Origin of the sequence: Pseudomonas sp. 18-147, assembly GCF_051048045.1 — a bacterium.
Lineage (GTDB): Bacteria > Pseudomonadota > Gammaproteobacteria > Pseudomonadales > Pseudomonadaceae > Pseudomonas > Pseudomonas aeruginosa.
On record NZ_CP182296.1, the window covers coordinates 5684346 to 5708583 of the forward strand.

Annotated in this window: 22 protein-coding genes and 1 tRNA gene; 9 read left to right on the forward strand and 14 right to left on the reverse strand. The window is 68.5% G+C overall.

The window, feature by feature from the left end; genetic code table 11:
* Nucleotides 1-122: 122 nt before the first annotated feature.
* From ACM0M4_RS26965 to ACM0M4_RS26985, 5 genes are all read left to right on the forward strand, one after another.
* On the forward strand, nt 123-686 hold the full coding sequence (locus ACM0M4_RS26965) for a DUF4136 domain-containing protein (protein ID WP_003095282.1): 564 nt from the start codon (nt 123-125) through the stop codon (nt 684-686).
* Between the two features lies 1 nt (nt 687).
* Entirely contained in the window at nt 688-1170 is a 483-nt protein-coding gene (locus ACM0M4_RS26970; protein ID WP_054375800.1) for a GNAT family N-acetyltransferase, read from the forward strand.
* The gene (locus tag ACM0M4_RS26975; protein ID WP_003095286.1) at nt 1160-1537 is read left to right on the forward strand and encodes a DsrE family protein; all 378 of its coding nucleotides are present in this window, start codon (nt 1160-1162) and stop codon (nt 1535-1537) included. Before ACM0M4_RS26970 ends, ACM0M4_RS26975 begins: the two co-directional genes overlap by 11 nt.
* The gene (locus ACM0M4_RS26980) at nt 1534-2001 is read left to right on the forward strand and encodes a glycine cleavage system protein H (RefSeq protein WP_003102267.1); all 468 of its coding nucleotides are present in this window, start codon (nt 1534-1536) and stop codon (nt 1999-2001) included. Before ACM0M4_RS26975 ends, ACM0M4_RS26980 begins: the two co-directional genes overlap by 4 nt.
* Before the next feature lie 116 nt (nt 2002-2117).
* Nucleotides 2118-2846: a GrpB family protein gene (locus ACM0M4_RS26985; RefSeq protein WP_054375801.1), complete on the forward strand. Its 729-nt coding sequence runs from the start codon at nt 2118-2120 to the stop codon at nt 2844-2846.
* A 22-nt stretch (nt 2847-2868) separates the two neighbouring features.
* Here the strand turns inward: ACM0M4_RS26985 and ACM0M4_RS26990 are convergent, their stop codons facing one another.
* From ACM0M4_RS26990 to ACM0M4_RS27000, 3 genes are all read right to left on the reverse strand, one after another.
* Entirely contained in the window at nt 2869-3474 is a 606-nt protein-coding gene (locus ACM0M4_RS26990) for an AAA family ATPase (RefSeq protein ID WP_196493974.1), read from the reverse strand.
* Nucleotides 3444-4244, reverse strand: coding sequence for a class I SAM-dependent methyltransferase (locus tag ACM0M4_RS26995; RefSeq protein ID WP_054375802.1), 801 nt, complete (start codon nt 4242-4244; stop codon nt 3444-3446). Before ACM0M4_RS26995 ends, ACM0M4_RS26990 begins: the two co-directional genes overlap by 31 nt.
* Before the next feature lie 295 nt (nt 4245-4539).
* Complete coding sequence (locus ACM0M4_RS27000; protein WP_003114628.1) at nt 4540-4908, reverse strand: hypothetical protein; 369 nt, start codon at nt 4906-4908, stop codon at nt 4540-4542.
* 262 nt (nt 4909-5170) lie between these two features.
* Between ACM0M4_RS27000 and ACM0M4_RS27005 the strand changes: the two genes are divergently transcribed.
* Nucleotides 5171-5893 (forward strand): carbon-nitrogen hydrolase family protein, encoded by a 723-nt coding sequence (locus ACM0M4_RS27005; RefSeq protein WP_003095301.1) that lies wholly within the window; start codon nt 5171-5173, stop codon nt 5891-5893.
* Between the two features lie 40 nt (nt 5894-5933).
* On the opposite strand, the gene ACM0M4_RS27010 is transcribed toward ACM0M4_RS27005, so the two are convergent.
* The 4 genes from ACM0M4_RS27010 to ACM0M4_RS27025 all read right to left on the reverse strand — a co-directional run bounded on the left by ACM0M4_RS27010 (nt 5934) and on the right by ACM0M4_RS27025 (nt 9725).
* A tRNA-Sec gene (locus tag ACM0M4_RS27010) sits at nt 5934-6029 on the reverse strand.
* Between the two features lie 131 nt (nt 6030-6160).
* On the reverse strand, nt 6161-6778 hold the full coding sequence (locus tag ACM0M4_RS27015; protein ID WP_003095305.1) for a class I SAM-dependent methyltransferase: 618 nt from the start codon (nt 6776-6778) through the stop codon (nt 6161-6163).
* A 94-nt stretch (nt 6779-6872) separates the two neighbouring features.
* Complete coding sequence (locus ACM0M4_RS27020; RefSeq protein WP_003102289.1) at nt 6873-8270, reverse strand: APC family permease; 1398 nt, start codon at nt 8268-8270, stop codon at nt 6873-6875.
* Nucleotides 8271-8318: 48 nt separating this feature from the next.
* Nucleotides 8319-9725 (reverse strand): aminotransferase, encoded by a 1407-nt coding sequence (locus ACM0M4_RS27025; protein WP_049304534.1) that lies wholly within the window; start codon nt 9723-9725, stop codon nt 8319-8321.
* A 281-nt stretch (nt 9726-10006) separates the two neighbouring features.
* Between ACM0M4_RS27025 and ACM0M4_RS27030 the strand changes: the two genes are divergently transcribed.
* A complete protein-coding gene (locus ACM0M4_RS27030; protein ID WP_003121095.1) occupies nt 10007-10690 on the forward strand; it encodes a helix-turn-helix transcriptional regulator in 684 nt (227 codons plus the stop codon).
* A 3-nt stretch (nt 10691-10693) separates the two neighbouring features.
* On the opposite strand, the gene selB is transcribed toward ACM0M4_RS27030, so the two are convergent.
* From selB to lipC, 7 genes are all read right to left on the reverse strand, one after another.
* On the reverse strand, nt 10694-12619 hold the full coding sequence (selB, locus tag ACM0M4_RS27035; RefSeq protein WP_019372205.1) for a selenocysteine-specific translation elongation factor: 1926 nt from the start codon (nt 12617-12619) through the stop codon (nt 10694-10696).
* Nucleotides 12616-14022, reverse strand: a complete 1407-nt coding sequence (gene selA / locus ACM0M4_RS27040; RefSeq protein WP_003158734.1) for an L-seryl-tRNA(Sec) selenium transferase — start codon at nt 14020-14022, stop codon at nt 12616-12618. The genes selB and selA overlap by 4 nt, the downstream gene beginning before the upstream one ends.
* 78 nt (nt 14023-14100) lie before the next feature.
* Nucleotides 14101-15030 carry a formate dehydrogenase accessory protein FdhE gene (gene fdhE / locus ACM0M4_RS27045; protein ID WP_003116089.1) on the reverse strand — a complete coding sequence of 310 codons (930 nt, stop codon included), beginning with the start codon at nt 15028-15030 and terminating at the stop codon, nt 14101-14103.
* Between the two features lie 132 nt (nt 15031-15162).
* Entirely contained in the window at nt 15163-15789 is a 627-nt protein-coding gene (locus tag ACM0M4_RS27050; protein WP_003095316.1) for a formate dehydrogenase subunit gamma, read from the reverse strand.
* A 71-nt stretch (nt 15790-15860) separates the two neighbouring features.
* On the reverse strand, nt 15861-16790 hold the full coding sequence (fdxH, locus tag ACM0M4_RS27055; RefSeq protein ID WP_003106793.1) for a formate dehydrogenase subunit beta: 930 nt from the start codon (nt 16788-16790) through the stop codon (nt 15861-15863).
* 8 nt (nt 16791-16798) lie between these two features.
* The gene (gene fdnG / locus ACM0M4_RS27060; RefSeq protein ID WP_010895684.1) at nt 16799-19879 is read right to left on the reverse strand and encodes a formate dehydrogenase-N subunit alpha; all 3081 of its coding nucleotides are present in this window, start codon (nt 19877-19879) and stop codon (nt 16799-16801) included.
* Between the two features lie 307 nt (nt 19880-20186).
* On the reverse strand, nt 20187-21116 hold the full coding sequence (gene lipC, locus ACM0M4_RS27065; RefSeq protein WP_003095318.1) for a lipase LipC: 930 nt from the start codon (nt 21114-21116) through the stop codon (nt 20187-20189).
* 359 nt (nt 21117-21475) lie between these two features.
* On the opposite strand from lipC, the gene ACM0M4_RS27070 reads away from it, so the two are divergent.
* Together ACM0M4_RS27070 and ACM0M4_RS27075 are read left to right on the forward strand one after the other, a co-directional pair.
* Nucleotides 21476-23521 carry an NADPH-dependent 2,4-dienoyl-CoA reductase gene (locus tag ACM0M4_RS27070; RefSeq protein ID WP_003116092.1) on the forward strand — a complete coding sequence of 682 codons (2046 nt, stop codon included), beginning with the start codon at nt 21476-21478 and terminating at the stop codon, nt 23519-23521.
* Between the two features lie 208 nt (nt 23522-23729).
* Entirely contained in the window at nt 23730-24179 is a 450-nt protein-coding gene (locus ACM0M4_RS27075; RefSeq protein WP_003095321.1) for a DMT family transporter, read from the forward strand.
* Nucleotides 24180-24238 lie beyond the last annotated feature (59 nt).

Here is a 24238-nt window from a genome sequence, read left to right on the forward strand (position 1 = left end):
CCGTCGCGCCCTATAGGGCGGGTGCTCGCCAACGTTACTTGTGGAGACGCTTCAAACCCGCGTTTCCTCTTGCCTTTCATCCGGCGCTGAGCTTGGATGTGAACTCTGACTGGAGAAAAACCATGATCCGCCGAATCCTGCTGCTCGGCCTGCTCCTCAGCCTCGCAGCCTGCGAAACCACCCAGCTCGACCGCGACTTCGACAGCTCCCGCGACTTCGCCGCCTACCGTAGCTGGAGCTGGTCGCAACCCGCCTTCGAATACCGCCCCGACGACCCACGCATCAAGAGCGACCTCACCGAGCAACGCATCCGCGAAGCCGTCGCCCAGCAGCTCGACCAGCGCGGCCTGCGTCCGGCCCAGGGCAACGCCAGGGGCGACGTCACGGTGCGCGCCTACCTGATCGTCGACGATCGCCAGGACCAGATCACCACCAACTACGGCGGCGGTTACTGGGGCGGCTACTGGGGAGGATACTGGGGCGGCCCGGCGATGGCCGAGACGCGCACCGTGAATTACAAGGTTGCCACCCTCCAGGTCGACCTGTTCGACGGCAAGGACGGCAAACTGGTCTGGCGCGGCAGCGGCGAGCAGATCATGCGCACCAGCCCGCCGAGCCCGGCCGAGCGCGAGCAGGCGATCCGCGAGACGGTGCAGAAAGTCATGTCGCAATACCCGCCGCGCTGACATGCAGCTCAGCCACCGCCCGGCGGAGACCGGTGACCTGGAGACGGTCGCCGGCTTCCCCCAGGACCGCGACGAACTCTTCTATTGCTACCCCAAGGCGATCTGGCCGTTCAGCGTCGCCCAGCTGGCCGCCGCCATCGCCGAACGCCGCGGCAGCACCGTGGCCGTGCACGACGGACAGGTGCTCGGCTTCGCCAACTTCTACCAGTGGCAGCACGGCGACTTCTGCGCCCTCGGCAACATGATGGTGGCGCCCGCCGCGCGCGGCCTGGGCGTGGCCCGCTACCTGATCGGGGTCATGGAAAACCTCGCCCGCGAACAGTACAAAGCGCGCCTGATGAAGATTTCCTGCTTCAACGCCAACGCCGCCGGGCTGCTGCTCTATACCCAGCTCGGCTACCAGCCGCGCGCCATCGCCGAACGCCACAATCCGGACGGCCGGCGCGTGGCGCTGATCCAGATGGACAAGCCCCTTGAACCCTGACACCCACGCCCAGCGCGTCCTCATCATCGTCTCCAGCGGCCCGAGCACCCCGGCCCGCTGCGCCGCGCCCTTCCACACCGCTACCCTGCTGGCCTGCATGGACGCCGAGGTGACCCTGTTCCTCAGCGGCGAAGGCGTGCAGTTGGCCCGCCGCGCCGTCGCCGACCAGTTGCGCGCGCTGGACGGCGGCGAGCCGCTGCGCCACTTCATCCGCCAGGCCCGCGAGGCCGGCGCGCGCCTGCTGATGTGCCGCCAACCCGGGGTGAACATCGACGAAAGCGAACTGATCGAGGAACTCGACGAAATCTCCAGCGGCGGCGAACTGGCACGGCTGATCCTCGAATCCGAGCGGGTGCTGACCCTATGAGCGCGAACCTGCACGGCCTGGAGTTCCCCGACGGGCTGTTCTACGCCCCGGACTACAACCTGTGGTTGCGCGAGGAAGTCGACGGCAGCCTGACCCTGGGCCTGAGCGCCTACGGCTGCGCGCTGTATGGCGAAATCTTCGCCTTCACCCCCAAGCGCGACGGCTGGCACATCGAACGCGACCGCAGCTTCGGCGTGGTCGAGTTCGCCAAGGCTGCCTCCTCGGCCCGCAGCCCGTTGGCCGGGACCCTGCTGGCGAGCAACCCGGCGGTGGTCAAGCGCCCGGCGCTGATCAACCGGGATTGCTACGGCGAGGGCTGGATGGTACGGCTGCAACCGGACGACTGGGCCTCGGCGCGGAGCGCGTTTCTCCAGGGAGACGCGGCGCGGGAGGCATTCGCCGAGCGCATGCGCCTGGATGGGTTCGATCCGCAGCATCCAGGGGTGCAGGCACTGGACTTCTGAGACTCCCGGGTTTTACCCGCACCCCGCTCGCGGAAGGCGGATAACGCCGCTGGCGTTATTCGCCCTACCCCAGCTCTCCATCGCCGCCAATCTCCCGCATATCCCCGGAGTCCGCCATGTCCTCACCCCAACCGCCCCGCTTCGACGGCCAACGCTGGAGCAACGCCGACGACGACCGCATCGAGGTGCTGCCTGCCGACCCCGCCTGGCCACAACACTTCGCCGCCGAAGCCGAGGCCATCCGCACGGCGCTGGCGCTGCCCGGGCTGGGCATCGAGCATGTCGGCAGCACCGCGGTGCCCGGGCTCGACGCCAAGCCGATCATCGACATCCTCCTGCTGCCGCCGCCCGGCCACGATCCGCAGCGGCTGGTAGCCCCGCTGGAGGGCCTCGGCTACCAGTTCTGGCGCGAGAACCCGAACACCCCGCGGATGTTCTTCGTCAAAGGCATGCCGCCCTTCGGCCATGGCCGCACCCACCATGTCCATGTCATGCCCCTGGCCCAGGCCGACCGCTACCTGCTGTTCCGCGACTGGCTGCGCAACCACCCCGACGACGCCCGCCTCTACGCCGAAACCAAGCACGCCCTGGCCCGCCACTACCCCACCGACCGCGAGGCCTATACCCGTGGCAAGGACGAGGTCGTCGCAAGGATTCTCGGCCGGGCGCTGGCGGCGACGCGGCACCCAGTGATACAGAGTGGCCTGGTAAGGGGAGAACGCGAAATGCACGCCAGGGAACTGCGTGAAACGCTGGTCGCCGGCGCGGAATCGACGCCAGGCGGCCCCGCCGATACAGCCTATTTCGAGTCGCTGCGCAGCCGGGTAAGCAAGCCCCAGGACTGAGGCGGATAGCGTGCTTCGCTCACTACTGCGACTGTGCGAGCGCGGCTTCCACCAACCTCTCGATCACCTCCCCCACCCTCCCCGGCTCGCCAACCTCCACCCAGCGCAAATGCGCGAACCGCGGATCCTCGCGCAGGCCGGTGTATTTGCGGCGGTTGCCTGCGAAGGTGGTCCATGACCAGAGCAGGATCGAATCCCTGGAGCAGAACGCCATCCGCAGCGATTCACGGTTGCCGTGGGACAGGCGGGTGCGCAGCAGGCCCCGGGCCAGGGTGCGGCGAAGGACCCGGGAGAACACCGTCCAGCGCCCGAAATTCAGCCATACCACGTGGGTGGCGCGGCCCCAGAGCAACTCGCGGACGGCGCTGTAGTTGCCGTCGGCGACCCAGCGCGGCGCCGTCGTCGCCCGCTCCACGGCGTGCTCGAAGCGTTCGTGGGGCACGGCTTGCCAGCCGGGGCCCCAGTAGAGTCGGTCGAGTTCGACATGCGTACAACCCAGCCTGGCGGCCAGCGCGGCGGAGAAGGTCGTCTTCCCGGCCCCGCTGGTGCCGACCACCACCACACGCAGCGGCGCGCCTCGCTCGGCCTCGACGCAGGTCATGCCTTGACCGCGACCAGCGTGTAGCACATCGGGATCGCCAGCGGTCCGTCCTCGTAGAGGTCGTAGAGTTCCTCGCGGTTCGAGTGCGGGTACTCCTTGAAGTGACTCAGGCGCAGGCCGGCGCCGAGCAGCCCGCCGAGGATGTCGCCGAGCGGGTGGACGTACCAGTAGCTGGCGATGCCGGTATCGCTGCCGCTGCCTTCGTAGACGATGGCCTCCCGGGATACGTGGGGCGTGTCGGTGAAGTAGTCGTTGCGCAGTTCGAACGGTCGCTCCGACTCGGGTTCGAGCATCTCCAGGAACGGGTGGGTCTCATAGATCGCCAATTGCCCGCCCGGCTTCAGCAGGCCGCTCACCGAGGCGAAGAAGCGCGCGATGTCGGGCATCCAGTTGAGCACACCGATGGTGATCAGCAGCAGGTCGAACTGACCGTTCAGCTCGGCCGGCAGCTCGTAGGCATTGGCTTCGACGAAACGCGGCTGATGCGGCGAGCGCTCGGCCAGTTGCCGCGCCTGGGCGAGGAAGGCGACGGACTGGTCGATCCCCACCGCCCGCGCGACGCCGAAGGCGTACAGCGAAAGCACTTCCCGGCCGTTGTTGCAGCCGACCTGGACCGCCGCCTTGCCGGCCAGGTCCAGATTGCGCAGCACGCCAGCCAGGGTCTCGTCCAGGCAACTGAAGCCGGTTTCCTGTACCGCCAGCGACAATTCCTGCCAGCCGCTGCCACGCAGGTGACTGTCGGCGGACGCGTCCCAGGCGCGTCGGTTGCTTTCCACCGCGTGTTCAAGATCCGTCATGCGAAAACCTCAGAAGTGTTCCCAGGAAGGCCAGCCGAGTCGCGAACCCGCAGCCCACTCAATCGCGGAATTGCAGCCCGATATGGGCTCGGCAGTCGCGTCGTTCCAGGCTGCCTTCCTGGAAAGCGCCGCAGGCGCGGTTTCTCAGAGGCAGCGTCTGTTCCACCACGGTCACCCGCACCTCGTTCGCCGGTTGGCGCTGCTCGGCGGGTCGCGGCGCCTGACGCCGGCCGTTCAGGTTGTCGGCCCCGCCTGGCGGGATGCGCCGGCGCGTCGCGGCGATCCGCCTGCATGCTCAATAGAGACCGGTGGCGCTGCCCCGCTCGAACAGCGGCACCTGGTTGGCCAGGATCATGTTGTAGCTGAGCATGAACGGCACCCCGCCGCCGCTTTCGGCGATCTGGCCTACCCAGCCGATGGGGTTGTTGAACAGCGATTCGTCGGGGCTGAGCACGCCGACGGCGGCGCTGTCCGGGTCGCCGTCCCAGGTCACGTCGCCCCAGTGCCAGCCGAGGCCACGCACGTACTGCGCGCCGATCAGCGCGCCGAGGGCGAAGACCGCCTCGTCGTCGAGGCTGCGCCCCTGCTCCCTCGCATCGCGCACGTAGTCGGTGACGGCGGCGACGATCTGCGCCGGCGTCTCGTCCGCGGCGACGCCAAGCAAGGCGAGCCCCTGTGCCTGCAGCTCCGCCAGTTGCTGTTGCAGGTCCGTTGAAAGCGGATTGATCTCGGCCATCCCTGTTCTCCCGAGGCAAGCGTGCGCACCCGTCCGTCGGGCGCGCCATGAAGCGCGTTATCTTACGGCTTCGCGGCGACGAAAGCGCCCTCCCCAGCCAAACGTAGCGCAGCCGCTAATCGCCTCTTCCCGGAAATGCTGCCTTCGGCTCTACTGGCGAATTTGTGCCATCCATACCCGAGACAGCCCCATGACGCTGATCGCCGCCGCCCAGAGCTGCGCCCACCCCGCCGACCTGCCACGCAACCTCGACGACCACCTGCGCCTGATGCGTATCGCCCAGGCACGGGGCGTGCGCCTGCTGGTGTTTCCCGAACTGTCGCTCACCGGCTACGAACCCACCGCTGCCGCCGCCCTCGCCCAGCCGGCGGACACGCCCCTGCTGCAACCGCTGCGCCAGCTCGCCGAGCAGGCACGGATGACCACGGTGGTCGGCCTGCCGCTGCGCTCGCCGAAGCATGCCAAGCCGCTGATCGCCGCCCTGATCCTCGGCGCCGACGGCAGCCTCGGCGTCTATGCCAAGCAGCACCTGCACGCGGGCGAGGAACGCCACTTCTCAGCCGGCGACGGCGGCCCCCTGCTGGAGATCGACGGCCTGCCGATGGCGTTGGCGGTCTGCGCCGACTTCAGCCAACCCAGCCACCCAGCCCACGCCGCCCGTGCCGGCGCTCGCCTCTACATCGCCAGCGCGCTGATCGGAGAAAACGGCTACCCGGCCGACTCGGCCCTACTGGCCGGTTATGCCCGCGAGCACGGAATGGGCGTGCTGCTGGCCAACCATGGCGGGCCGACGGGTGGCTGGAAGGCGGCGGGCAGGAGTGCGTTTTGGAATGAGCGGGGAGCGCTGGTCAGGGAGACGACGGGGACGGGTGAGACGCTGCTTCTGCTGGAACGGACCGAGATAGACGCTTGATCCTGTGAGACACGATGGCCGCCGAAAGCGAGCGGAGAATTGGCGGAAGGCAGTGGGAGTCGAACCCACCCAGGAACGGCTGCCGTCCCCCACCGGATTTGAAGTCCGGCCACGCCACCGGGCGTGATTGCCTTCCTCTTTGATTTGCAAGAGGTTTTCCTCGAGACGGGAGCTTATCAGGCCGGGGTCCGAAGAAGAAATACCGGATGTCATGGAAAGTCGTTCGCATGGCCGGGCGAGCAGAGCGTAGCCCAGCCTCGGAGCACTTCACAGGCGTTTCAGGCAATGGCAGTAGACGAAGTGCTGGACCCGGCCGGCGGGAGTGACGTGGTGTTCGTCGCGGTGCTCGGTGAGCTGGAAGGCGGAGCCGAACTCGGCGTGCAGTTCGTCGGCGTCGTAGCGCATGACTGGCAGGCCGCTGCATTCGGTCGGGCCGTCGGCGGCGAAGGTGGCGACGATCACGTGGCCGCCGTGGCGGACCGCCTTCATCACCTGGCGCACGTAGGCGCGGCGGGCTTCGGCAGTGGTAAGGAAGTGGAACACGGCGCGGTCGTGCCAGACATCGTAGGTGGCTTCCGGCAGGTCGACGCCGGTAATGTCGCCGGCGATCCAGCGCACCTCTTCGCCGCGCGCGCCGAGGCGGTTGCGGGCGACACGCAGGGCGGCGTCGGAAAGGTCGAGCACCGTCAGGTCGCCGAAGCCTTCGGCGAGCAGGCCGTCGACCAGGGTCGAGGCGCCGCCGCCGACATCGATGATCGCCGCCTCGCGGGGCGCGCCGATGCGTCGGATCAGGTCGAGAGACAGCGTGGCCTCGGCCTGGAACCAGCTCACCGCGTCGGACGGCTTGCTCTCGTATACCCGTTGCCAGTGCTCTCGTTCGGACATGACGACCTTCTCCGTGTTGCGCTGCGACCCATTACCCACCAAGGGCGTTAACGGCACATTAACGCCATAGGCGGTGTTGCGACAGGGCCGCTCCTCAACCGTAGGCACCGCGCAGTGACATCACGCCGCGCCTTCGCGCCGCCTGGCGGATCAGCAGTTCGCCCACGGCCAGGGCCAGCGCCACGCCGCCGACGATCTTGCCGGCGTAGGCCCAGTCCATCGGCGCGCCGGGGGTGACGACGAACAGGCAGATGCCGGCCAGCACATGCAGCGCGACGAACAGCGCCCAGAGACTGGCCAGGCGGTCGCCCAGCGGCATCCGGTAGGGCCGTGGACGCGGGTCGGCGCGGCGCAGGCGGACGAAGGCCAGGCACATCAGCACATAGGGCATCATGAAAACCATGGCGAAGATCGACAGCAGGGTCCAGAACAGTTCCTCGGCAGTGTGCGCCACCAGGCCGTAGAGCAGCAGCAGGACGATGCTCACCGCCGAGGCCAGCACCGCCGAGCCGATCGGCGTGCCGTGGCGCGAATGGACCACGCCGAACAGCGCCGGCAGCTCGCCGGCCTTGGCCGCTTCCACCGCGGCACGGTTGGTGCCCATGCTCCAGGTGACCATGTTGGTGAAGAGGGTGAACAGGACGAAGGCGCCGACCAGGTCGGCGAGCATCCCGCCGGCGCCGTCGTGGCCGTAGATGTTGTAGAGGGTATGGGCGAAGATCCGGGTGACGTCGGTTTCCTCGGCCGGTACCGCGGCCAGCACGCCGAGGGTGCCGAAGATGTTGAAGGCGCCGACGATCAGCCCGGAGATCAGCACCGCGCGCGGGATGTCGCGGCGCGCGTTGCGCATCTCCGCGGCGCTGCAACAGGCCAGCTCGGTCCCCATGATGCCATAGACCATCACTCCCAGCGCGGCCATCTGGCCCGGCGAGGACGGGACGATGGAGTCCAGGCTGAAGTCGTTGGCGAAGCCATGGTTCCAGCCGAAGTGCAGGCCGCCGACGCCCAGGGCGAGCACCGCGAGCAGCTTGAGCAGCGCGCCGAGGTTCGGCAGCCACTTGCCCAGGCGCAGCGCGACCACGTTGAACGCCGCGGTGAGCAGCGCCAGGGCTATGCCGATGGCGATCTTGCCCCAGAGGCTCAGCTCGGGGAAATAGAAGGCGCCGAGCATGCTGCCGAACAGGGTGTAGACCGAAGGCATCCACAGTGCGTTGTTGACCCAGTACATCCATGACACCCGGGCCCCCCAGCGGAAGCCGAAGGCGCTGCGCACCCAGTGGTAGACGCCGCCGTTGGCGGGGAAGGCGGTGCCCAGCTCGGAGGTCATCATGGCCATCGGCAGGAACAGCAGGACCAGCACGTAGAGCCACCAGAACAGGCTCGACGGACCGAGGGAGGAAGCCAGGGCGATCTGGTCCATGAAGAGCATCGCCGAGACCGTGTAGAGCACCACATCGCGCAACCGCAGGACCTTGTTCTTGTTGTCGTCCATTGGGGGTCTCCTGAATGTTCGGGTGGGGCGCCGGCGGCGCCCCGGCGCTTACCGGTGACCGGCGCGGACAAGATCCTCCACGGTTTCCTCGATGCTCTCGCGCAGCACCCGGACCACGGTATCGACCTGTTCGCGGGTGAGGATCAGCGGCGGCGACATCACGTTCAGGTGGACGATCGGACGAACCAGCAGGCCGCGCTTCTGCGCCCGCAGGTGGACCCACTCGCCGATGTTCAGGCTTTCCGGAAACAGCGCCTTGCTCGCCTTGTCGGCGACGAACTCGACACAGGCCATGAAGCGCATCCCGCGCACGTCGCCGACGATGGGCAGGTCGCGGAGACTTTGCAGGCGCTCCTCGAAGTAGCGGCCGACCTCGTCGGCGTGGGCGAGCAAGCCCTCGCGCTCGATGATCTCGATGTTCTTCAGCGCCGCCGCGCAGGCCACCGGGTGGCCGGAGTAGGTGAAACCATGGCTGAAGCAGCGGCCCTTGTCCGGCTCGGCGATCACCTCCCAGATGCGCCGGGAGAAGATGCACGCGCCCAGCGGCTGGTAGCCGGAGGTGAGGCCCTTGGCGGTGAGGATGATGTCCGGCTGTACGCCGAACACCGCCTGGCTGGCGAAGAAGTGGCCGAGGCGGCCGAAGGAGGTCACCACTTCGTCGGAGATGTACAGCACGTCGTAGCGCTGGCACAGCTCCCACATCCGCCGGTGGTAGCCCGCGGGCGGGACGATCACGCCGCCGGAGCCGAACACCGGCTCGGAGATGAACGCCCCCACCCGGTCGGCGCCCAGTTCGAGGATCTTGCGTTCGAACTCGTCCACCAGGCCATCGAGGAACTCGGCTTCGCCCAGCCCTTCCGGAGCGCGGTAGTAATAGGGACAGGCGAGGTGGTGGATGCGCTCGTCGAGGAAGTCGAACTCGGCCGGCCGGTCGGCGCTCTTGCCGCCCAGCGACATGCCGAGGAAGGTCGAGCCGTGGTAGGCGTTGATCCGCGTGATGACGTGCTTCTTGGCGCGCTTGCCGCGGCAGTTCTGGTAGTAGTGCATGAGGCGGATCGCGGTGTCCACGGCGGTGGAACCGCCGGTGGTGAGGAACACGTGGTCGAGGTCGCCGGGGGCCAGCTCGGCGAGCTTGCGGCAGAGTTCGATGGCGCGCGGGTTGGCCATGTCGCAGAAGGGATTGGAATAGGCCAGCAGGCGGGTCTGCTCGGCCACGGTGCGAGCCATTTCCTCGCGCCCCAGGCCGATGTTGGTGCACCACATGCCGCCCACCGCGTCGAGGTAGCGGTTGCCGGCGGTGTCGTAGATATAGGCGCCGTCGCCGGCGGCGATGTTCAGCGAGCCGTTGACGCGGTGGTCGTCGAACACGTGGTAGCCGTGCATGTAGTGGGCCTGGTCGGCACGGACCAGGTCGGCGTCGCCGAGGGGGGACGTGGCGTGCATTCTTGCGTTCATCGGGCTGTCGCTCTTCTCGGATGGATGCTCCGAGGGTGCAAGAGCACCGCGCGGCGGGCCATACCCCATTTTGGGGTAAGCGCTGGGTGCGGCCGACGCGGCTTGCTATCCTGCGGCGACAACGACAAGAACGAGCCGTACCGTCCATGCAGGCCATCGCCCCGAACGCGCTCGACCGCTGGCACGAACACCTGGCGCTGGCGATCCGGCGCCTGCGCCAACCCGACTTCCTCGCCGCGCTGGTCGACGCCATCCACCAACTGGTGCCGATCGAGTCGAGCATGATCAGCCTGGAACGCAAGGGCCACGCGCCCACCCTGCTCTACGAGCGCGGCATCGCCGAGCGCTTCCGCGAGGCGATCATCCGCCGCTACTTCTCCCGCGGCTACCTGCTCGACCCTTTCTGCCTGGCGGTGGAGGAAGGCCTTCCGGAAGGCTTCTACACCCTCGGCGAGATCGCCCCCGACGACTTCTTCCAGAGCGCCTACTACCAGACCTACTACCTCGGCGCCGGAGCGGTGGAGGACGTCTACTACATCCTCGACCTCGGCCCCACCGAGAAGCTCTCGATCTGTCTCTACAACGGCCTTTCGGCGAGCCGCTACAGCGACGCCCAGGTCGCCGTCCTCGCCGGCCTGGCGCCGCCGGTGCTGGAGCTGGCCCGGCAGTTCTGCGCCGGGCGCGCCGACCTCTCGCCGAACCCGCAGGCCGACCTCGCCCCGCGCCTTCAGGAAGTGCTGCGCGGCTTCGGTCGCGACGTGCTCACCGACCGCGAACGCGAGGCCTGCCACCTGCTGCTCAGCGGCCACTCGGCGAAATCCAGCGCGCGGCTGATGGACATCTCCCCGGAGACCGTGCGCATGCACCGGAAGAATCTCTACACCAAGCTGGAAGTCGGCTCGCAGTCGGAACTGTTCGCGCTGTTCATCGAGTGCCTGAGCCAGGGGCAGCGCGTCGGCCCCTGAGACTCAGGGCGAGACGCCGCCGAGCAACTGTTCGGCCAGCGCCGAACCCTCGCGCAGGCGACGGTCGTTGCCGATGCGGCGGGTCAGGCCGATGCGGTCGAAGTGCTCGAGGATCTGGATGCTGCGCTTGCGGCCGATGCCCAGGCGGTCGCGGAATTCCGCCGGGCGGATCAGCCCGGCGGGGTCGCGCACCTGCACGGCGATCTCGGCCAATTGACGCAGGGTGGCTTCCGGGTAGAACAGGTCGCGCACCACCTGCTGCAACTGGCCCAGGCGTGCCAGCTTGCGCAGCAGGTTGCGCATGACGGCTTCATCCTGGCGCAGCTCGCGGGCCAGGTCGCGGACCCAGGGCGGGTCGTAGCGGCCGGCTTCGAGCAGCGGCCAGAGGCGCGCGCGCAGTTGCTCCTCGCTATCGCTCAGGCGCACTTCGTGGCCGGGCAGGTGCAGCCAGGGCCCGCTGCTGTGCACATCGCCGCCGGCCAGGGCGGCGTCGAGCAGGGCGATGAACACCGGCCGCTCCAGCTGCGGCAGGGCGTAGCGACGCAGGCGGTCGCGGTCGGGACCGAGTTCGTCCGGTAGCTCTTCGTGGAAGCGCCGCAGGCCGGCGAGCAGTTGCTCGACCAGGGCGAACCAGCGCTCCCCGGCGAACAACCGGGGGCCGAGGCGGGTCTGCACCTCGACCACCTCTTCCGGCAGCCGCCAGTGCTCGCGCGGGCGGTTGAAGGATTGCACCAGGCGTTGCGGGTCGAGGCCGTTCTCGGCCGCGCCGAGCAAGGTCGGCAGCGCCTCCTCCAGGCTTTCCTGGCGCAGCGCCTGAAGCTGTGCCAGACGTGCCGGCGTTCGTCGGTTGCGCGCCGGCGCGGCGCCGTCGAGCACCCGCCCGCCGCCAAGGGTGCGCTGCGCCGACTGGTCGCGCAGCACCAGGCGGTCGCCATGCAGGGCCTGGATCGGCGCGTTCAGCACCAGTTGGGCGAAGGCGCGGTGGCCAGGCTCCAGTTGTTCGCCTTCGAGCAGGGCCAGGCGCCCGGTGACGTCCTGGGTGCCCAGGTGCAGGTGCACCGGGGTCCAGTGGGTGAAGTCGCGGAGTTCGTCGGGCAACAGGCGGAAGTCGATGTCGACCCGCGTGGTCGGCGCGTGCAGCGCGGCCTGCAGCAGCCAGTCGCCGCGCTGGATCTGTTCCAGCGCGAGGCGCTCGCCGGCGATGTTCAGGGCCACGCGCTGGCCGGCCCAGGCCTGTTGCGCGGGCCGGTTCTGCGCGTGCAGGCCGCGCACCCGCACCGGCCGTCCGGCGTTGCCGAGGAGCAGTTCGTCGCCCACCGCGACCTGTCCGGAGAAGGCCGTACCGGTGACCACGATGCCGCTGCCGGCGACGCTGAAGGCCCGGTCCACCGCCAGGCGGAAGTATCCCTCGCGGCTACGCTCGCGGACTTCGCCGGCGAGCCCGCCGAGTGCTTCGCGCAACGCCTCGACGCCCTCCCCGGTGCTGCTGGAGAGCGGGAAGATCGGTGAGCGCGCCAGCGGACCGGAGGCCAGCAGGTGTTCGACCTGGGTCCGCACCTGCTGCACCCGCAGCGGCTCGACCCGGTCGATCTTGGTCAGCGCCACCAGCGCCCGGCGGATACCGAGCAGTTCGACGATCGCCAGGTGCTCGCGGGTCTGCGGCATCAGGCCGTCGTCGGCGGCCACCACCAGCAGCACGCAATCGATGCCGCTGGCGCCGGCCAGCATGTTGTGGACGAAGCGCTCGTGGCCGGGCACGTCGATGAAGCCGGTGGGGCTGCCGTCGCCAAGGTCGGCGTAGAGATAGCCCAGGTCGATGGTGATCCCGCGTTGGCGCTCGGCCGGGCGGCGGTCGCCCTCGATGCCGGTGAGGGCGCGCAGCAGCGAGGTCTTGCCGTGGTCGATGTGCCCGGCGGTGCCGACGATCACGACAGCTCGCTCCGCAGTCGCGGCAACTGGGCGAGGAACCCCGGCTCGTCGTCGAGCTGGCGCAGATCGAGCCAGAGGGCGTCGTCGTCGAGCCGACCGATCACCGGCAGCGGCAGCCCGCGCAGGGCTTCCTCGAGGTTGCGCAGGGCGCGTCCGCGCAGGCGCCTGGGCTGCCGCGGACGCAGGCACAGCGCGGCGCTGGCCAGCCGCGCCACCGGCTGCGCGCCGCTGCCGATCATGCCCAGGGCGTCGACCACAGCGACCTCCCAGCCCTCGCCGAGCGCCTCGCCCAGCGCCGGCGCCAGACGCTCGGCCTGGGCGCGGATCTCCGCCGCCGGGCGGCTGAGCAGGCGCAGGGTGGTCAGGCGTTCGGCGAGGCGGTCCGGATCGCGGTACAGGCCGAGCACCGCCTCGAGGGCGGCGAGGGTCAGCTTGTCGACGCGCAGGGCGCGCTTGAGCGGGTTCTTCTTGATCCGCCCGATCAGTTCTCGGTTGCCGAGGATCAGCCCGGCCTGGGGCCCGCCGAGCAATTTGTCGCCGCTGAAGGTAACGATGTCGGCGCCGTCGGCCAGGGCTTCCTGCACCGTCGGTTCCTTGGGCAAGCCCCAGCGGGTCAGGTCCACCAGGGTGCCGCTGCCGAGGTCTTCCAGCAGCGGCAGGCCGTGGCCATGGGCGATGGCCGCCAGTTGCGCGGTGGGCACGCTGGCGGTGAAGCCCTGGACGCTGTAGTTGCTGGTGTGCACGCGCATCAGCAGGCCGCTGCGCGGGCCGATGGCGGCTTCGTAGTCCCTGGCGTGGGTGCGGTTGGTGGTGCCCACCTCATGCAAGCGCACGCCGGCGCGGGCCATGATGTCGGGAATGCGGAAGGCGCCGCCGATCTCGATCAGCTCGCCGCGCGAGATGATCCCTTCCTTGCGCGCCCCCAGGCTGTTCAGCGCCAGCAGCACCGCCGCCGCGTTGTTGTTGACCACGGTGACCGCCTCGGCGCCGGTGAGTTCGCGGATCAGCCCGGCGATCAGGTCGTCGCGGTCGCCGCGTTTGCCGCTGGCCAGGTCGAACTCCAGGTTCAGCGGGTAGCGCGCGGCCAGGGTGATCGCCTCGATGGCTTCGTCCGGCAACAGGGCGCGGCCGAGGTTGGTATGCAACACCGTGCCGGTCAGGTTGAACACCCGCCGCACGCGGCTGGCATGCTGCGCGGCGAGGCGTTCGCCGGCGCGCCCGGCGAGCACCGCCTCGCTCAGTTCGATCTCGGCGAGGGCACCGTGTCGGGCCGGCTCGCGCAGTTCGTCGAGCAGGTCGCGGAGGGTCGCCAGCAACGCCTCGCGGCCATAGCGCTGGTGCAGAGGAGCGGCCGCCGCGCTGCGCAGCAGGCGGTCGACCGAAGGCAAGCGAACGGAACTCATGGAGAAACCTTATCCACAGGGTAGGGTCACCGACACGCCCATCATAGACGCGTCGGCGCATGCCCGCAGCGTCTTCGGCTATTCGCCGCCGGGGGCCAGCAACAGGTTCGGCGAACGCCGCAGGTAGCCGTCCTCGGCCAGGCGCATGTCCAGCGCCAGGCTGGCCAGGTCGTCGGCAAGGGCATCGGCGTGGCGGTCGAACTCCAGGTAGAACTGCTTCAGGTAGCCCTGGCAACTGGGGCAGGTCTCGGCGCGCAGCACGGCTTTTTCCGCCGGCTGCCCGTCATGCTCCAGGGACAGGTAGGCCAGGTGCTTGCTTTCCTCGCAGTGGCTGCACTTGATTCGCACGTAGTGCCATTCGCAGGCGCACAGCGAGCAGCTCAGGTAGCGCAGGCCGGTTTCCTTGCCGCCCTGGCGGATCATCCCGGCCATCGGCGGCGAGCCGCAGGCGGGGCACAAGGTCCGGCTCTCGGTCTCGACCACCGCGCCCTCCTCCAGTCCCAGCAGCCAATGGCTCCAGGCTACTTGCAGGGCGGCGCCGAGGAACGGCACCAGGGCCGCCGGCAGGAGGTCGAACTGACCGCTGAGCAGGGCGATGGCCCAGGCCTTGCGCTGGCCTTCGTCGGCTTCGCGCAATTGTTCGAGTGCCGCGCCGACGGCGGCGTTGGCCGGCGCCGGGTAGCCCGCGAGCAGGGCATCCAGCCAGGGCAGCCAGGCGCCTTCGCGCACCAGCAGGTCGTAGGCCAGCGGCGGCATGCCGTGCTCGCGGCTCTTGCGCAGGCGCTCGGGGTCGAGCGGGGCCAGCGCCGGCGGGTTGTCCAGCAGCGCCTGCTGGAGCCGGCAGAGACCGGCGACCAGGCGCAGGTAGTCGCCCATCGGGTGCCCCTCGGCCAGTTGCAGCAGGCGCTCGCCGCGGCGGGCGAACAGGTCGCGCGACGGCTGGTGCAGGTGCGGGGGAATGTTGGCGGCGGCTTCGATCTGCCCCGGCTGAAGAATGGTGCGTGACACAGGAACTCCTCGGGTCTGCGCCGGCGGGCCGGTGGGCCGCGCCGCAACGATCGGGCGCCCGGAGGGGCGCGGAATGAATGCAAAGGCCCCATCGCTGGGGCCTCCGGTCGGGCGATGGCGACACTATACGCGTCAGTGCTCCTCGCCCTTGCCGACTTCCTTCAGCCAGCCGTTATGGTGCTTGCGCGCCCAGGCGCGGCTGACCTTGCCGTAGAGCATCGCGCCCATCGAGCCCTTGACCCAGATGCCGGCGTAGATGTGCACGATGATGCTGGCGATCAGGACGAAGGCGGCGAAGGCGTGCAGGAGCGCCGACAGGCGGATCGCCTCGATGCCGAACCAGGCACTGAAGTACTGGCGCCAGATCACGATGCCGGTGACCAGCAGGGTCAGCATGCTCAGCAGCAGCACCCAGAACAGCAGCTTCTGCCCGGCGTTGTAGCGGCCGACTTCCGGGAGGTTCTCCTCGCGGTTGCTGACCACGTCGCGCCACTGCTTGAGCCACTGGATATCGCTCTTCTGCACCCGGTTGTGGTGGGCGAAGCGCACCACCAGACCGAGGAAGAAGACGAACATCGCCAGCCCCAGGAAGGGGTGCAGGATACGCGTCCAGGGACCGCCGCCGAACAGGTTGGTCAGCCAGAACAGCGCCGGGTGGAACAGCGCCAGCCCGGACAACCCGGCCATGAAGAACAGGATCGCCACGGCCCAGTGGTTGCTGCGCTCGTTGGCGTTGTAGCGCTGGATTTCATTTTTCATTTCCGACTCCTCGAGAGCGCCGCCGCTGCCGCCGGGTCGCGGAGGACCGGCGGCAACGTCCGCGCGCAGGCTCAACGACGCTCGTGCGGGTCAAAGGTGTGTACCGACGGATCGACCTGGTGCACCGGTGCCTCGGCTTGCCCGTGGTCTTCCTCGTCGTCCGCGCGGTTGGGACCGACGCGCACATAGTGGAAGAACCCGGCGAGCACCGTGGCGCCCATGGCCAGCAGCGCCAGCGGCTTGGTCACGCCCTTCCACAGGCTGACCAGCGGGCTGACGCTCGGCTGGTCGGCCAGGCCGGCATAGAGCGACGGCTTGTCGGCGTGGTGCAGCACGTACATCACGTGGGTGCCGCCCACCCCTTCGGGGTCGTACAGGCCGGCGTTCTCGTAACCGCGGCTCTTCAGGTCGACGATGCGTTCGGCGGCGTGTTCCTTCATGTCCTCCTTGCTGCCGAAGACGATGGCGCCGGTCGGGCAGGTCTTCACGCAGGCCGGCTCCATGCCCACCGAGACGCGGTCGGAACACAGGCTGCACTTGTAGGCCTTGTGGTCCTTCTGCGAGATCCGTGGGATGTCGAACGGGCAACCGGTGATGCAGTAGCCGCAACCGATGCACTTGTCCTGGTTGAAGTCGACGATGCCGTTGGCGTACTTCACGATCGCCCCCGGGCTCGGGCAGGCCTTCAGGCAGCCCGGCTCGGCGCAGTGCATGCAACCATCCTTGCGGATCAGCCACTCGAGGTTACCGGCCTCGTTCTCGTGCTCGGTGAAACGCATCACCGTCCACGAGTCGGCCGTCAGGTCCATGGGGTTGTCGTAGGTGCCGTGGTTGTGGCCGACCTCGTCGCGCAGCTCGTTCCATTCCGAGCAGGCGACCTGGCAGGCCTTGCAACCGATGCACTTGGACACGTCGATCAGTTTCGCCACTTCCTCCTGGTTCCGCACCGAGGGCATCGGCGTGGTGGTCGCGGAGCGGGCGTGGATGTCCTGACTACTCATGTTTCACCTCACGCCTTTTCCACGTTGACCAGGAACGACTTGAACTCCGGCGTCTGGGTATTCCCGTCGCCCACGAAGGGGGTCAGGGTGTTGGCCAGGAAGCCGTTGCGCGCCATGCCGGCGAAGCCCCAGTGGATCGGGATGCCGACGTGGTGCACGGTCTTGCCGTCCACCTGCAGCGGGCGGATGCGCTTGGTCACCACCGCCACCGCCTTGATGTAGCCGCGGTTGGAGGAGACCTTGACCTTGTCGCCGGCATTGATGCCCAGCTCCTTGGCCAGCGCCTCGCCGATCTCGACGAACTGCTCGGGCTGGGTGATCGCATTCAGCCGGCAGTGCTTGGTCCAGTAGTGGAAGTGCTCGGTGAGCCGGTAGGTGGTCGCTGCGTAGGGGAACTCGTCGGCCGTGCCGAACAGTTCCATGTCGTTCTTGAACACCCGTGCCGCCGGGTTGCTGATCGCCTTGCGGTTGTCGCGGTGCAAGGGGTTCACCCCGATCGGCGTCTCGAACGGCTCGTAGTGCTCGGGGAACGGGCCTTCGGCCATCTTGTCGACGGCGAACAGGCGGGCCACCCCTTCGGGGTTCATGATGAACGGGTTCATCCCGGCTTCCGGCGGTACGTCGGCCTTGTAGTCGGGCACGTCGGTGCCGCCCCAGGACTTGCCGTTCCACCACACCAGGCGCTTCTTCTCCGGGTCCCACGGCTTGCCGCTGACGTCGGCCGAGGCGCGGTTGTAGAGAATCCGCCGGTTCGCCGGCCAGGCCCAGGCCCAGCCGAGGGTCTGGCCCATGCCGTAGGGGTCGCTGTTGTCGCGGCGGCCCATCTGGTTGCCCTGCTGGGTCCAGGAGCCGGCGAAGATCCAGCAGCCGCTCGCCGTGCTGCCGTCGTCGCGCAGCAGGGCGAAGCCCGGCAACTGCTCGCCGGCCTTGGCCAGGATCATGCCGTTGGCCGGGTCGACCAGGTCGCTCAGGGCCTTGCCGTTGAACTCCCGGGCCAGTTCGTCCGGGCCCGGTTCGTCGGGCTTGAGGTAGGACCAGTCGAGGCCGAGGATCGGGTCGGGGAAGGCCCCGCCGTCCTTGCGGTACATCTCGCGCAGGCGGTGGAACAGCCCGGCCATGATGGCGATGTCCGGACGCGCCTGGCCCGGCGGCTCGGCGCCCTTCCAGTGCCACTGCAACCAGCGGCCGCTGTTGACGATCGAGCCGTCTTCCTCGGCGAAGCAGGAGGTGGGCAGGCGGAACACCGTGGTCTTGATGCTGGCGGTGTCGACGTCGTTGTACTCGCCGACGTTGCGCCAGAACTCCGAGGTCTCGGTCACCAGCGGGTCCATCACCACCATCCACTTCAGGCGCGCCAGCGCGGCGCCGACCTTGGCCTTGTTGGGGAACGAGGCGATGGGGTTGAAGCCCTGGCAGAAGTAACCGTTGACCTTGCCCTGGTACATCATGTCGAAGTAGCGCAGCACGTCGTAGCCGGCGCCCGGCATGTCGAGCTTGGGCAGCCAGTCGTAGCACCAGTTGTTTTCCTTGGTCGCCGACTTGCCGAACCAGGCCTTCATCAGGCTGACGTGGAACTTGCCGTAGTTCTGCCAGTAGGACAGCTGTCCCGGGCGCAGCGGCTTGGCCGTGCGCTTGGCGATGTAGGCGTCGTAGTCCTGCTCGGCGTCCATCGCCAGGGTCAGGTAGCCCGGCAGCGAGTTGGACAGCAGGCCGAGGTCGGTCAGGCCCTGGATGTTGGAGTGGCCGCGCAGGGCGTTCATGCCGCCGCCGGGCATGCCGATGTTGCCCAGCAGCAGCTGGACCATCGCGCCGGTGCGGATCATCTGCGCGCCTACCGAGTGCTGGGTCCAGCCCAGGGCGTACATGATGGTCATGACCTTGCCCGGCTTGGAGGTCTCGGCGATTTCCGCCCAGACCTTGAGCATCATGTCCTTCGGCGTACCGCAGATGTTGCTCACCACGTCCGGGGTGTAGCGGCTGTAGTGCTGCTTGAGCAGGTTGAACACGCAGCGCGGGTGGGTCAGGGTCGGGTCGACCTTGGCATAGCCGTCCTCACCGATCTCGTAGCCCCAGGAGGACTTGTCCGGGTAGGTCCGCTTCTCGGCGTCGTAGCCGTTGAACAGGCCGTCCTCGAAGCTGAAGCCTTCCTTCACGATGAACGAGACATCGGTGTAGTTGCGCACGTATTCGTGCTGGATCTTGTCGTTTTCCAGCAGGTAGTTGATCAGGCCGCCGAGGAAGGCGATGTCGGTGCCGGTCCGGATCGGCGCGTAGTAGTCGGCGACCGAGGCGGAACGGGTGAAACGCGGATCGACCACCAGCAGCCGCGCCTTGTTGTGCGCCTTGGCTTCGGTGACCCATTTGAATCCGCACGGGTGGGCTTCGGCGGCGTTGCCGCCCATGATCAGCACCAGATCGGCATTCTTGATGTCGGTCCAGTGGTTGGTCATGGCTCCACGGCCAAACGTCGGGGCAAGACTTGCCACCGTCGGGCCGTGTCAGACACGCGCCTGGTTGTCGAATCCCAGGATGCCGAGGGAGCGCATCACCTTGTGGGTGATGTAGCCGGCCTCGTTGGACGAGGCGGACGCGGCGAGGAAGCCGGTGGTCAACCAGCGGTTGACGGTCTGGCCCTGCTCGTTCTTCTCGACGAAGTTGGCGTCGCGGTCTTCCTTCATCAGCTTGGCGATGCGCTCGAGGGCTTCGTCCCACTCGATGCGCTTCCACTCGCTGGAGCCGGCCTCGCGCACTTCCGGATACTTCAGGCGGTTCGGGCTGTGGATGTAGTCCAGCAGGCCGGCGCCTTTCGGGCAGAGGGTGCCGCGGTTGACCGGATGGTCGGCGTCGCCCTCGATATGGATGATGTTCTGCGCGACGTTCTTGGCGCCGTCGCCCTGGCTGTACATGATCAGGCCGCAACCGACCGAACAGTAGGTACAGGTGTTGCGGGTCTCGACCGTGTGCGCCAGCTTGAAGTGGCGGACCTGGTCGGCGAAGGCCTCCGTGGGGGCCATCCCGAGCGCCGCAAGGCTCGATCCTCCAAGGCCTATACCGCAGACCTTGAAGAATTGCCGACGGTTCATATCCATCGTGCATCTCCTGCATCAGGCAAAGGACACCCGGGACATGGCCGGATGTCTCTGGTTAAAAGATAGCCAGCCTGGCGAGGTACGCCAGCCGGGCATGGCTACGGGGCAGCGAACCCTACACGAACGCTGGGTTTTTCTGCCTTGACCGGAGTCATTACACGGCGGCGCAAACCTTGTCCAGCAAGGTGCGCGGAATCGGGACAGGTCCGAACGCCGCGAGGCGCGCGAACAGGAGGTGATATCCAGGTGCCATTAGACCAAAGACTAATGCCGGGTCGCCTAGGGCTGCGGCGACCCGGCGAGCGGATCAGAGTCCGACGTTCCTGAGGCGATTGGCATGCTGCCGATAGACCTGGGTCGGGTCGCTCTCGAACAGGCTGACCAGGCCGAGCAACTGGTTGACTTCGTCCAGATGGTCCATCCGGTAGTTGTCCTTCACCACGCTGCCCAGGTGGCTGGAGCATTGGCCGACCAGACCGTCGTTGGCCTCGCCGAACAGCAGCCCGGTCACCGCCAGGCCGGCGGAGCTCGGGTCGAGCGCATTGGTCAGGGAGCCGGTGCCGCTCATCGAGTAGTAGCGCACCCCGGCTACCGTCTCCGCGCCCTGGCCACAGGCGCTGGCCGGGATCGCCTGCGGGAAGCGCTGGTTGAACCGCGCGGTGCCGGGAGTGTTGAGACTGTTCAGGGCAGCCAGCGCGTCGCCCTTGACCCACTCGCCGCCGTCGACGATGTCGACCACCGAGAACAGCGCCTCCACCGCCGAGGCGATCACCTCGGTGCCGATCGGCCCGAGGAACTCGCTGAAGCCGGTCACCGCGTCGGCTACCGGCGTGCCCTTGTGCGGCGTGCCCATGGTGGTGACCGAGGCCACCAGTTGCGGCGCCACCCCGGCGACGTAGCGCACGGTCATGCCGCCCTGGCTGTGGCCGATCAGGTTGACTTTCTCCGCGCCGGTCAGGGCCAGGACTTCCTCCACCTGCGCCAGTAGCTGTTCGCCGCGCACCTCGTTGCTGTTCACCGGCGACTGCGAGGTGGCGAAGACCTTCGCGCCGTCCTTCTCCAGGGCCGGCACGATAGCGTGCCAGTAGTCCACCGGGCCGACGCTCTTGAAGCCGAACAGACCGTGGGACAGCACGATGGGATAGCGCGTGCGGGTGTAGTCGGTCGCAGCGTGCACGGGAAGGCTGGCGGCCAGCGCTACCAGCGCCGCCGCGAGGAACGTCTTGTTCTTGTTCATCGTCGAGACTCCGTTCGGATTGGACAGGCAGTTGGCAAGGCACGTGCTGGGCGGGCCGGAACCCCAGCCTGACAGCGCCGCCAAAGGCGTCGAGCCGTGCTTAAGTTGGGCTCCCGGCGCACGCCATTACCCCGGGTAACAGCGCCGCCGTTCCCATTCCGCCCGCCGCGCCGCAAGTGCTGTCGGAGAGCTTTCGATGCCTGTCACCCGGGGCCACAGCGGTGCAGCGCAGCGAGCACCTATCCGATCAGCCAGTCCGCCGGCTTGACCGAAATGCCTGGCGGTTCCGGCAAGCGGGCCGCATTCGGCGGCGGCGCAACTTCCTATGGTGAAGCGTCCCTGGCTACCGGAACCGCGCCATGCGCAACCCCTACCCGCCGCTCGCCGCCGCTCCCTATCCGCACCTGCTGGCCCCGCTGGACCTGGGCTTCACCCGTCTGCGCAACCGCGTGGTGATGGGTTCGATGCACACCGGGCTGGAGGATCGTCTGTGGGACTTCGGCAAGCTCGCTGCCTACTACCGCGAGCGTGCCCGGGGCGGCGTCGGGCTGATCGTCACCGGCGGCTTCGCGCCCTGCCGCGAAGGTTGGCTGCTGCCCTTCGGCAGCAGCCTCACCAGCGCCCTGGAGGTGCCCGCCCATCGTCGCCTGACCCAGGCGGTGCATGCCGAGGGCGGCAAGATCCTGCTGCAGATCCTCCACGCCGGGCGCTATGGCTACCACCCGATGGCGGTGTCCGCCTCGCCGTTGAAGTCGCCGATCAGTTGGTTCACCCCGCGCGAGCTCTCCGAGCGCGGCATCCGCAAGACCATCCGCGCCTTCGTCCGTTGCGCGCGGCTGGCCAAGGCCGCCGCCTACGACGGCGTGGAGGTGATGGGCAGCGAAGGCTACCTGCTCAACCAGTTCCTCTGCCCGCGCACCAATCGCCGCGACGACCAGTGGGGCGGCCCGCTGGAAAACCGCATGCGCCTGGCGCTGGAGATCGTCCGCGGCATCCGGCGGATCGTCGGCCAACGCTTCATCCTCTGCTATCGCCTGTCGCTGCTCGACCTGGTCGAGGGCGGCAATACCTGGGACGAGGTGCGGCGCATCGCCCTGGCCCTGGAGGAAGCCGGCATCACCCTGCTCAACACCGGCATCGGCTGGCACGAGTCGCGCGTGCCGACCATCGTCACCTCGGTGCCGCGCGCGGCCTTCGCCGAGGTCAGCGCACGGCTGCGCCACGAGCTGAAGGTGCCGGTGATCGCCAGTAACCGGATCAACACCCCCGAGGTCGCCGAATCCCTGCTCGCCACCGACAAGGCCGACCTGGTGTCGATGGCCCGGCCGCTGCTGGCCGACCCGCAGTTCGTGGCCAAGGCCGGCGCCGGCCGGGCCGAGGAGATCAACACCTGCATCGCCTGCAACCAGGCCTGCCTCGATCATGCCTTCGCCAACCGCCGCGCCACCTGCCTGGTCAACCCGCGGGCGGCCTTCGAGACCGAATTGCGCTACCGCAAGGCGCGCACGCAGAAGCGCATCGCGGTGATCGGCGCCGGCCCCGCCGGGCTCTCCGCCGCCTGCGTGGCCGCCGAGCGCGGGCATCGGGTCAGCCTGTTCGAGGCGAGCGGGGAAATCGGCGGGCAGTTCAACCTGGCCAAGCGGATTCCCGGCAAGGAGGAGTTCCGCGAAACCCTGCGCTACTTCCGCGTGCGTCTGGAACGCCTCGGCGTCGACCTGCGCCTCGGCCACCGGGTGCGCCAGGGCGAGCTGGACGGTCAGTTCGACGACGTGGTGGTGGCCACCGGCATCCAGCCACGCCGGCCAAGGATCGACGGCATCGGCGGACCGACCGTACTCAGCTACGTGGACGTGCTGCGCGGCGCGCCGGTGGGCGCGCGGGTCGCAATCGTCGGCGCCGGCGGCATCGGCTTCGACGTCGCCGCCTTCCTCGTCGCCGCGCCCAGCGACGGCCAGCCGCGGGCGCTCGGCGAATGGCTCGCGGAATGGGGCGTGGACCTCGACAACAGCCAGCCCGGCGGCCTCCGCGAACCCGCTCCGACGCGGCCGGCGCGCCAGGTCTGGCTGCTCCAGCGCAAGCCCGGCGCTCCCGGCGCGCAGCTCGGCAAGACCAGCGGCTGGGTACACCGCGCGCACCTCAGGCACAACGCCGTACGGATGCTCGGCGGGGTGGAGTACCTGAAGATCGACGAACGCGGCCTGTTGATCCGCGTCGACGGCGAGGAACGCTGGCTGGAGGTGGACAACGTGGTGATCTGCGCCGGCCAGGAGCCGCTGCGCGAGTTGCAGATCAGCCAGGCGGCGGAAAGCCTGCGCTTCCACCTGATCGGTGGGGCGCGGGTGGCAGGGGAACTGGATGCCAAGCGGGCGATTCGCGAGGGGGCCATGCTGGCGGCGCGCTTGTAGGGGGATAACGCCGCTGGCGGTATGGCTGCCGTAGGGCGAACAACCGCTCGCGGTTACCCGCCGGGCGGAATCCGAGGGCGTGCGATGGGGCCTCGCGTTTTCCTCCTCCGCCCCCGCCTGGTGCATACTGTGCGACTCCCCGTACCACTCCGGCCCGTCCCTCGCCATGCGCGGGGCGCGCTCGCCGTCATCGTTCCAGGAGTCTTGCATGCCCACTCCACCCTGGTGGCTGTTCGTCCTGCCCCTGCTCGCCGGCGCCTGCCTGCCGCTGCAGGCGGGGATCAACGGCCAGTTGGCCAAGCAGGTGTCCAGCGTCCTCGCCGCGGCACTGATCTCGTTCTTCGTCGGCACCCTCGGGTTGCTCGCCCTGACCCTCTCGCAGCGCGAGTTTCCCGGCCTGGCGGCATTGCGCGGGCTGAGCTGGTGGCACTGGTGCGGCGGTTTCCTCGGCATGTTCTTCATCTTCATCGCCGCCTTCGCCGCACCGCGCATCGGCGCGCTGATGTTCATGGTGCTGGTGCTTGCCGGCCAGCTGGGCATGGCCATGAGCCTCGACCACTTCGGTTGGGCCGGCTTCCGCGAGGCACCGATCAGCGCGCTGAAGCTGGGCGGGTTGGCACTGATCGGCGCCGGCATCTGGATGATCCGCAAGGGCTGAGTGCGTCTTGCCGCGGACGCGTCGGCCGGCCTATAGTCGGCCTCGGCGTTCTCCACGCC

Coding starts and splice junctions, on each gene's coding strand:
- ACM0M4_RS26965 (WP_003095282.1), top strand. CDS start 123: ATGATCCGCCGAATCCTGCTGCTCGGCCTGCTCCTCAGCCTCGCAGCC.
- ACM0M4_RS26970 (WP_054375800.1), top strand. CDS start 688: ATGCAGCTCAGCCACCGCCCGGCGGAGACCGGTGACCTGGAGACGGTC.
- ACM0M4_RS26980 (WP_003102267.1), top strand. CDS start 1,534: ATGAGCGCGAACCTGCACGGCCTGGAGTTCCCCGACGGGCTGTTCTAC.
- ACM0M4_RS26985 (WP_054375801.1), top strand. CDS start 2,118: ATGTCCTCACCCCAACCGCCCCGCTTCGACGGCCAACGCTGGAGCAAC.
- ACM0M4_RS26995 (WP_054375802.1), bottom strand. CDS start 4,244: ATGACGGATCTTGAACACGCGGTGGAAAGCAACCGACGCGCCTGGGAC.
- ACM0M4_RS27005 (WP_003095301.1), top strand. CDS start 5,171: ATGACGCTGATCGCCGCCGCCCAGAGCTGCGCCCACCCCGCCGACCTG.
- ACM0M4_RS27015 (WP_003095305.1), bottom strand. CDS start 6,778: ATGTCCGAACGAGAGCACTGGCAACGGGTATACGAGAGCAAGCCGTCC.
- ACM0M4_RS27020 (WP_003102289.1), bottom strand. CDS start 8,270: ATGGACGACAACAAGAACAAGGTCCTGCGGTTGCGCGATGTGGTGCTC.
- ACM0M4_RS27025 (WP_049304534.1), bottom strand. CDS start 9,725: ATGAACGCAAGAATGCACGCCACGTCCCCCCTCGGCGACGCCGACCTG.
- ACM0M4_RS27030 (WP_003121095.1), top strand. CDS start 10,007: ATGATCAGCCTGGAACGCAAGGGCCACGCGCCCACCCTGCTCTACGAG.
- selA (WP_003158734.1), bottom strand. CDS start 14,022: ATGAGTTCCGTTCGCTTGCCTTCGGTCGACCGCCTGCTGCGCAGCGCG.
- ACM0M4_RS27050 (WP_003095316.1), bottom strand. CDS start 15,789: ATGAAAAATGAAATCCAGCGCTACAACGCCAACGAGCGCAGCAACCAC.
- fdxH (WP_003106793.1), bottom strand. CDS start 16,790: ATGAGTAGTCAGGACATCCACGCCCGCTCCGCGACCACCACGCCGATG.
- lipC (WP_003095318.1), bottom strand. CDS start 21,116: ATGAACAAGAACAAGACGTTCCTCGCGGCGGCGCTGGTAGCGCTGGCC.
- ACM0M4_RS27070 (WP_003116092.1), top strand. CDS start 21,476: ATGCGCAACCCCTACCCGCCGCTCGCCGCCGCTCCCTATCCGCACCTG.
- ACM0M4_RS27075 (WP_003095321.1), top strand. CDS start 23,730: ATGCCCACTCCACCCTGGTGGCTGTTCGTCCTGCCCCTGCTCGCCGGC.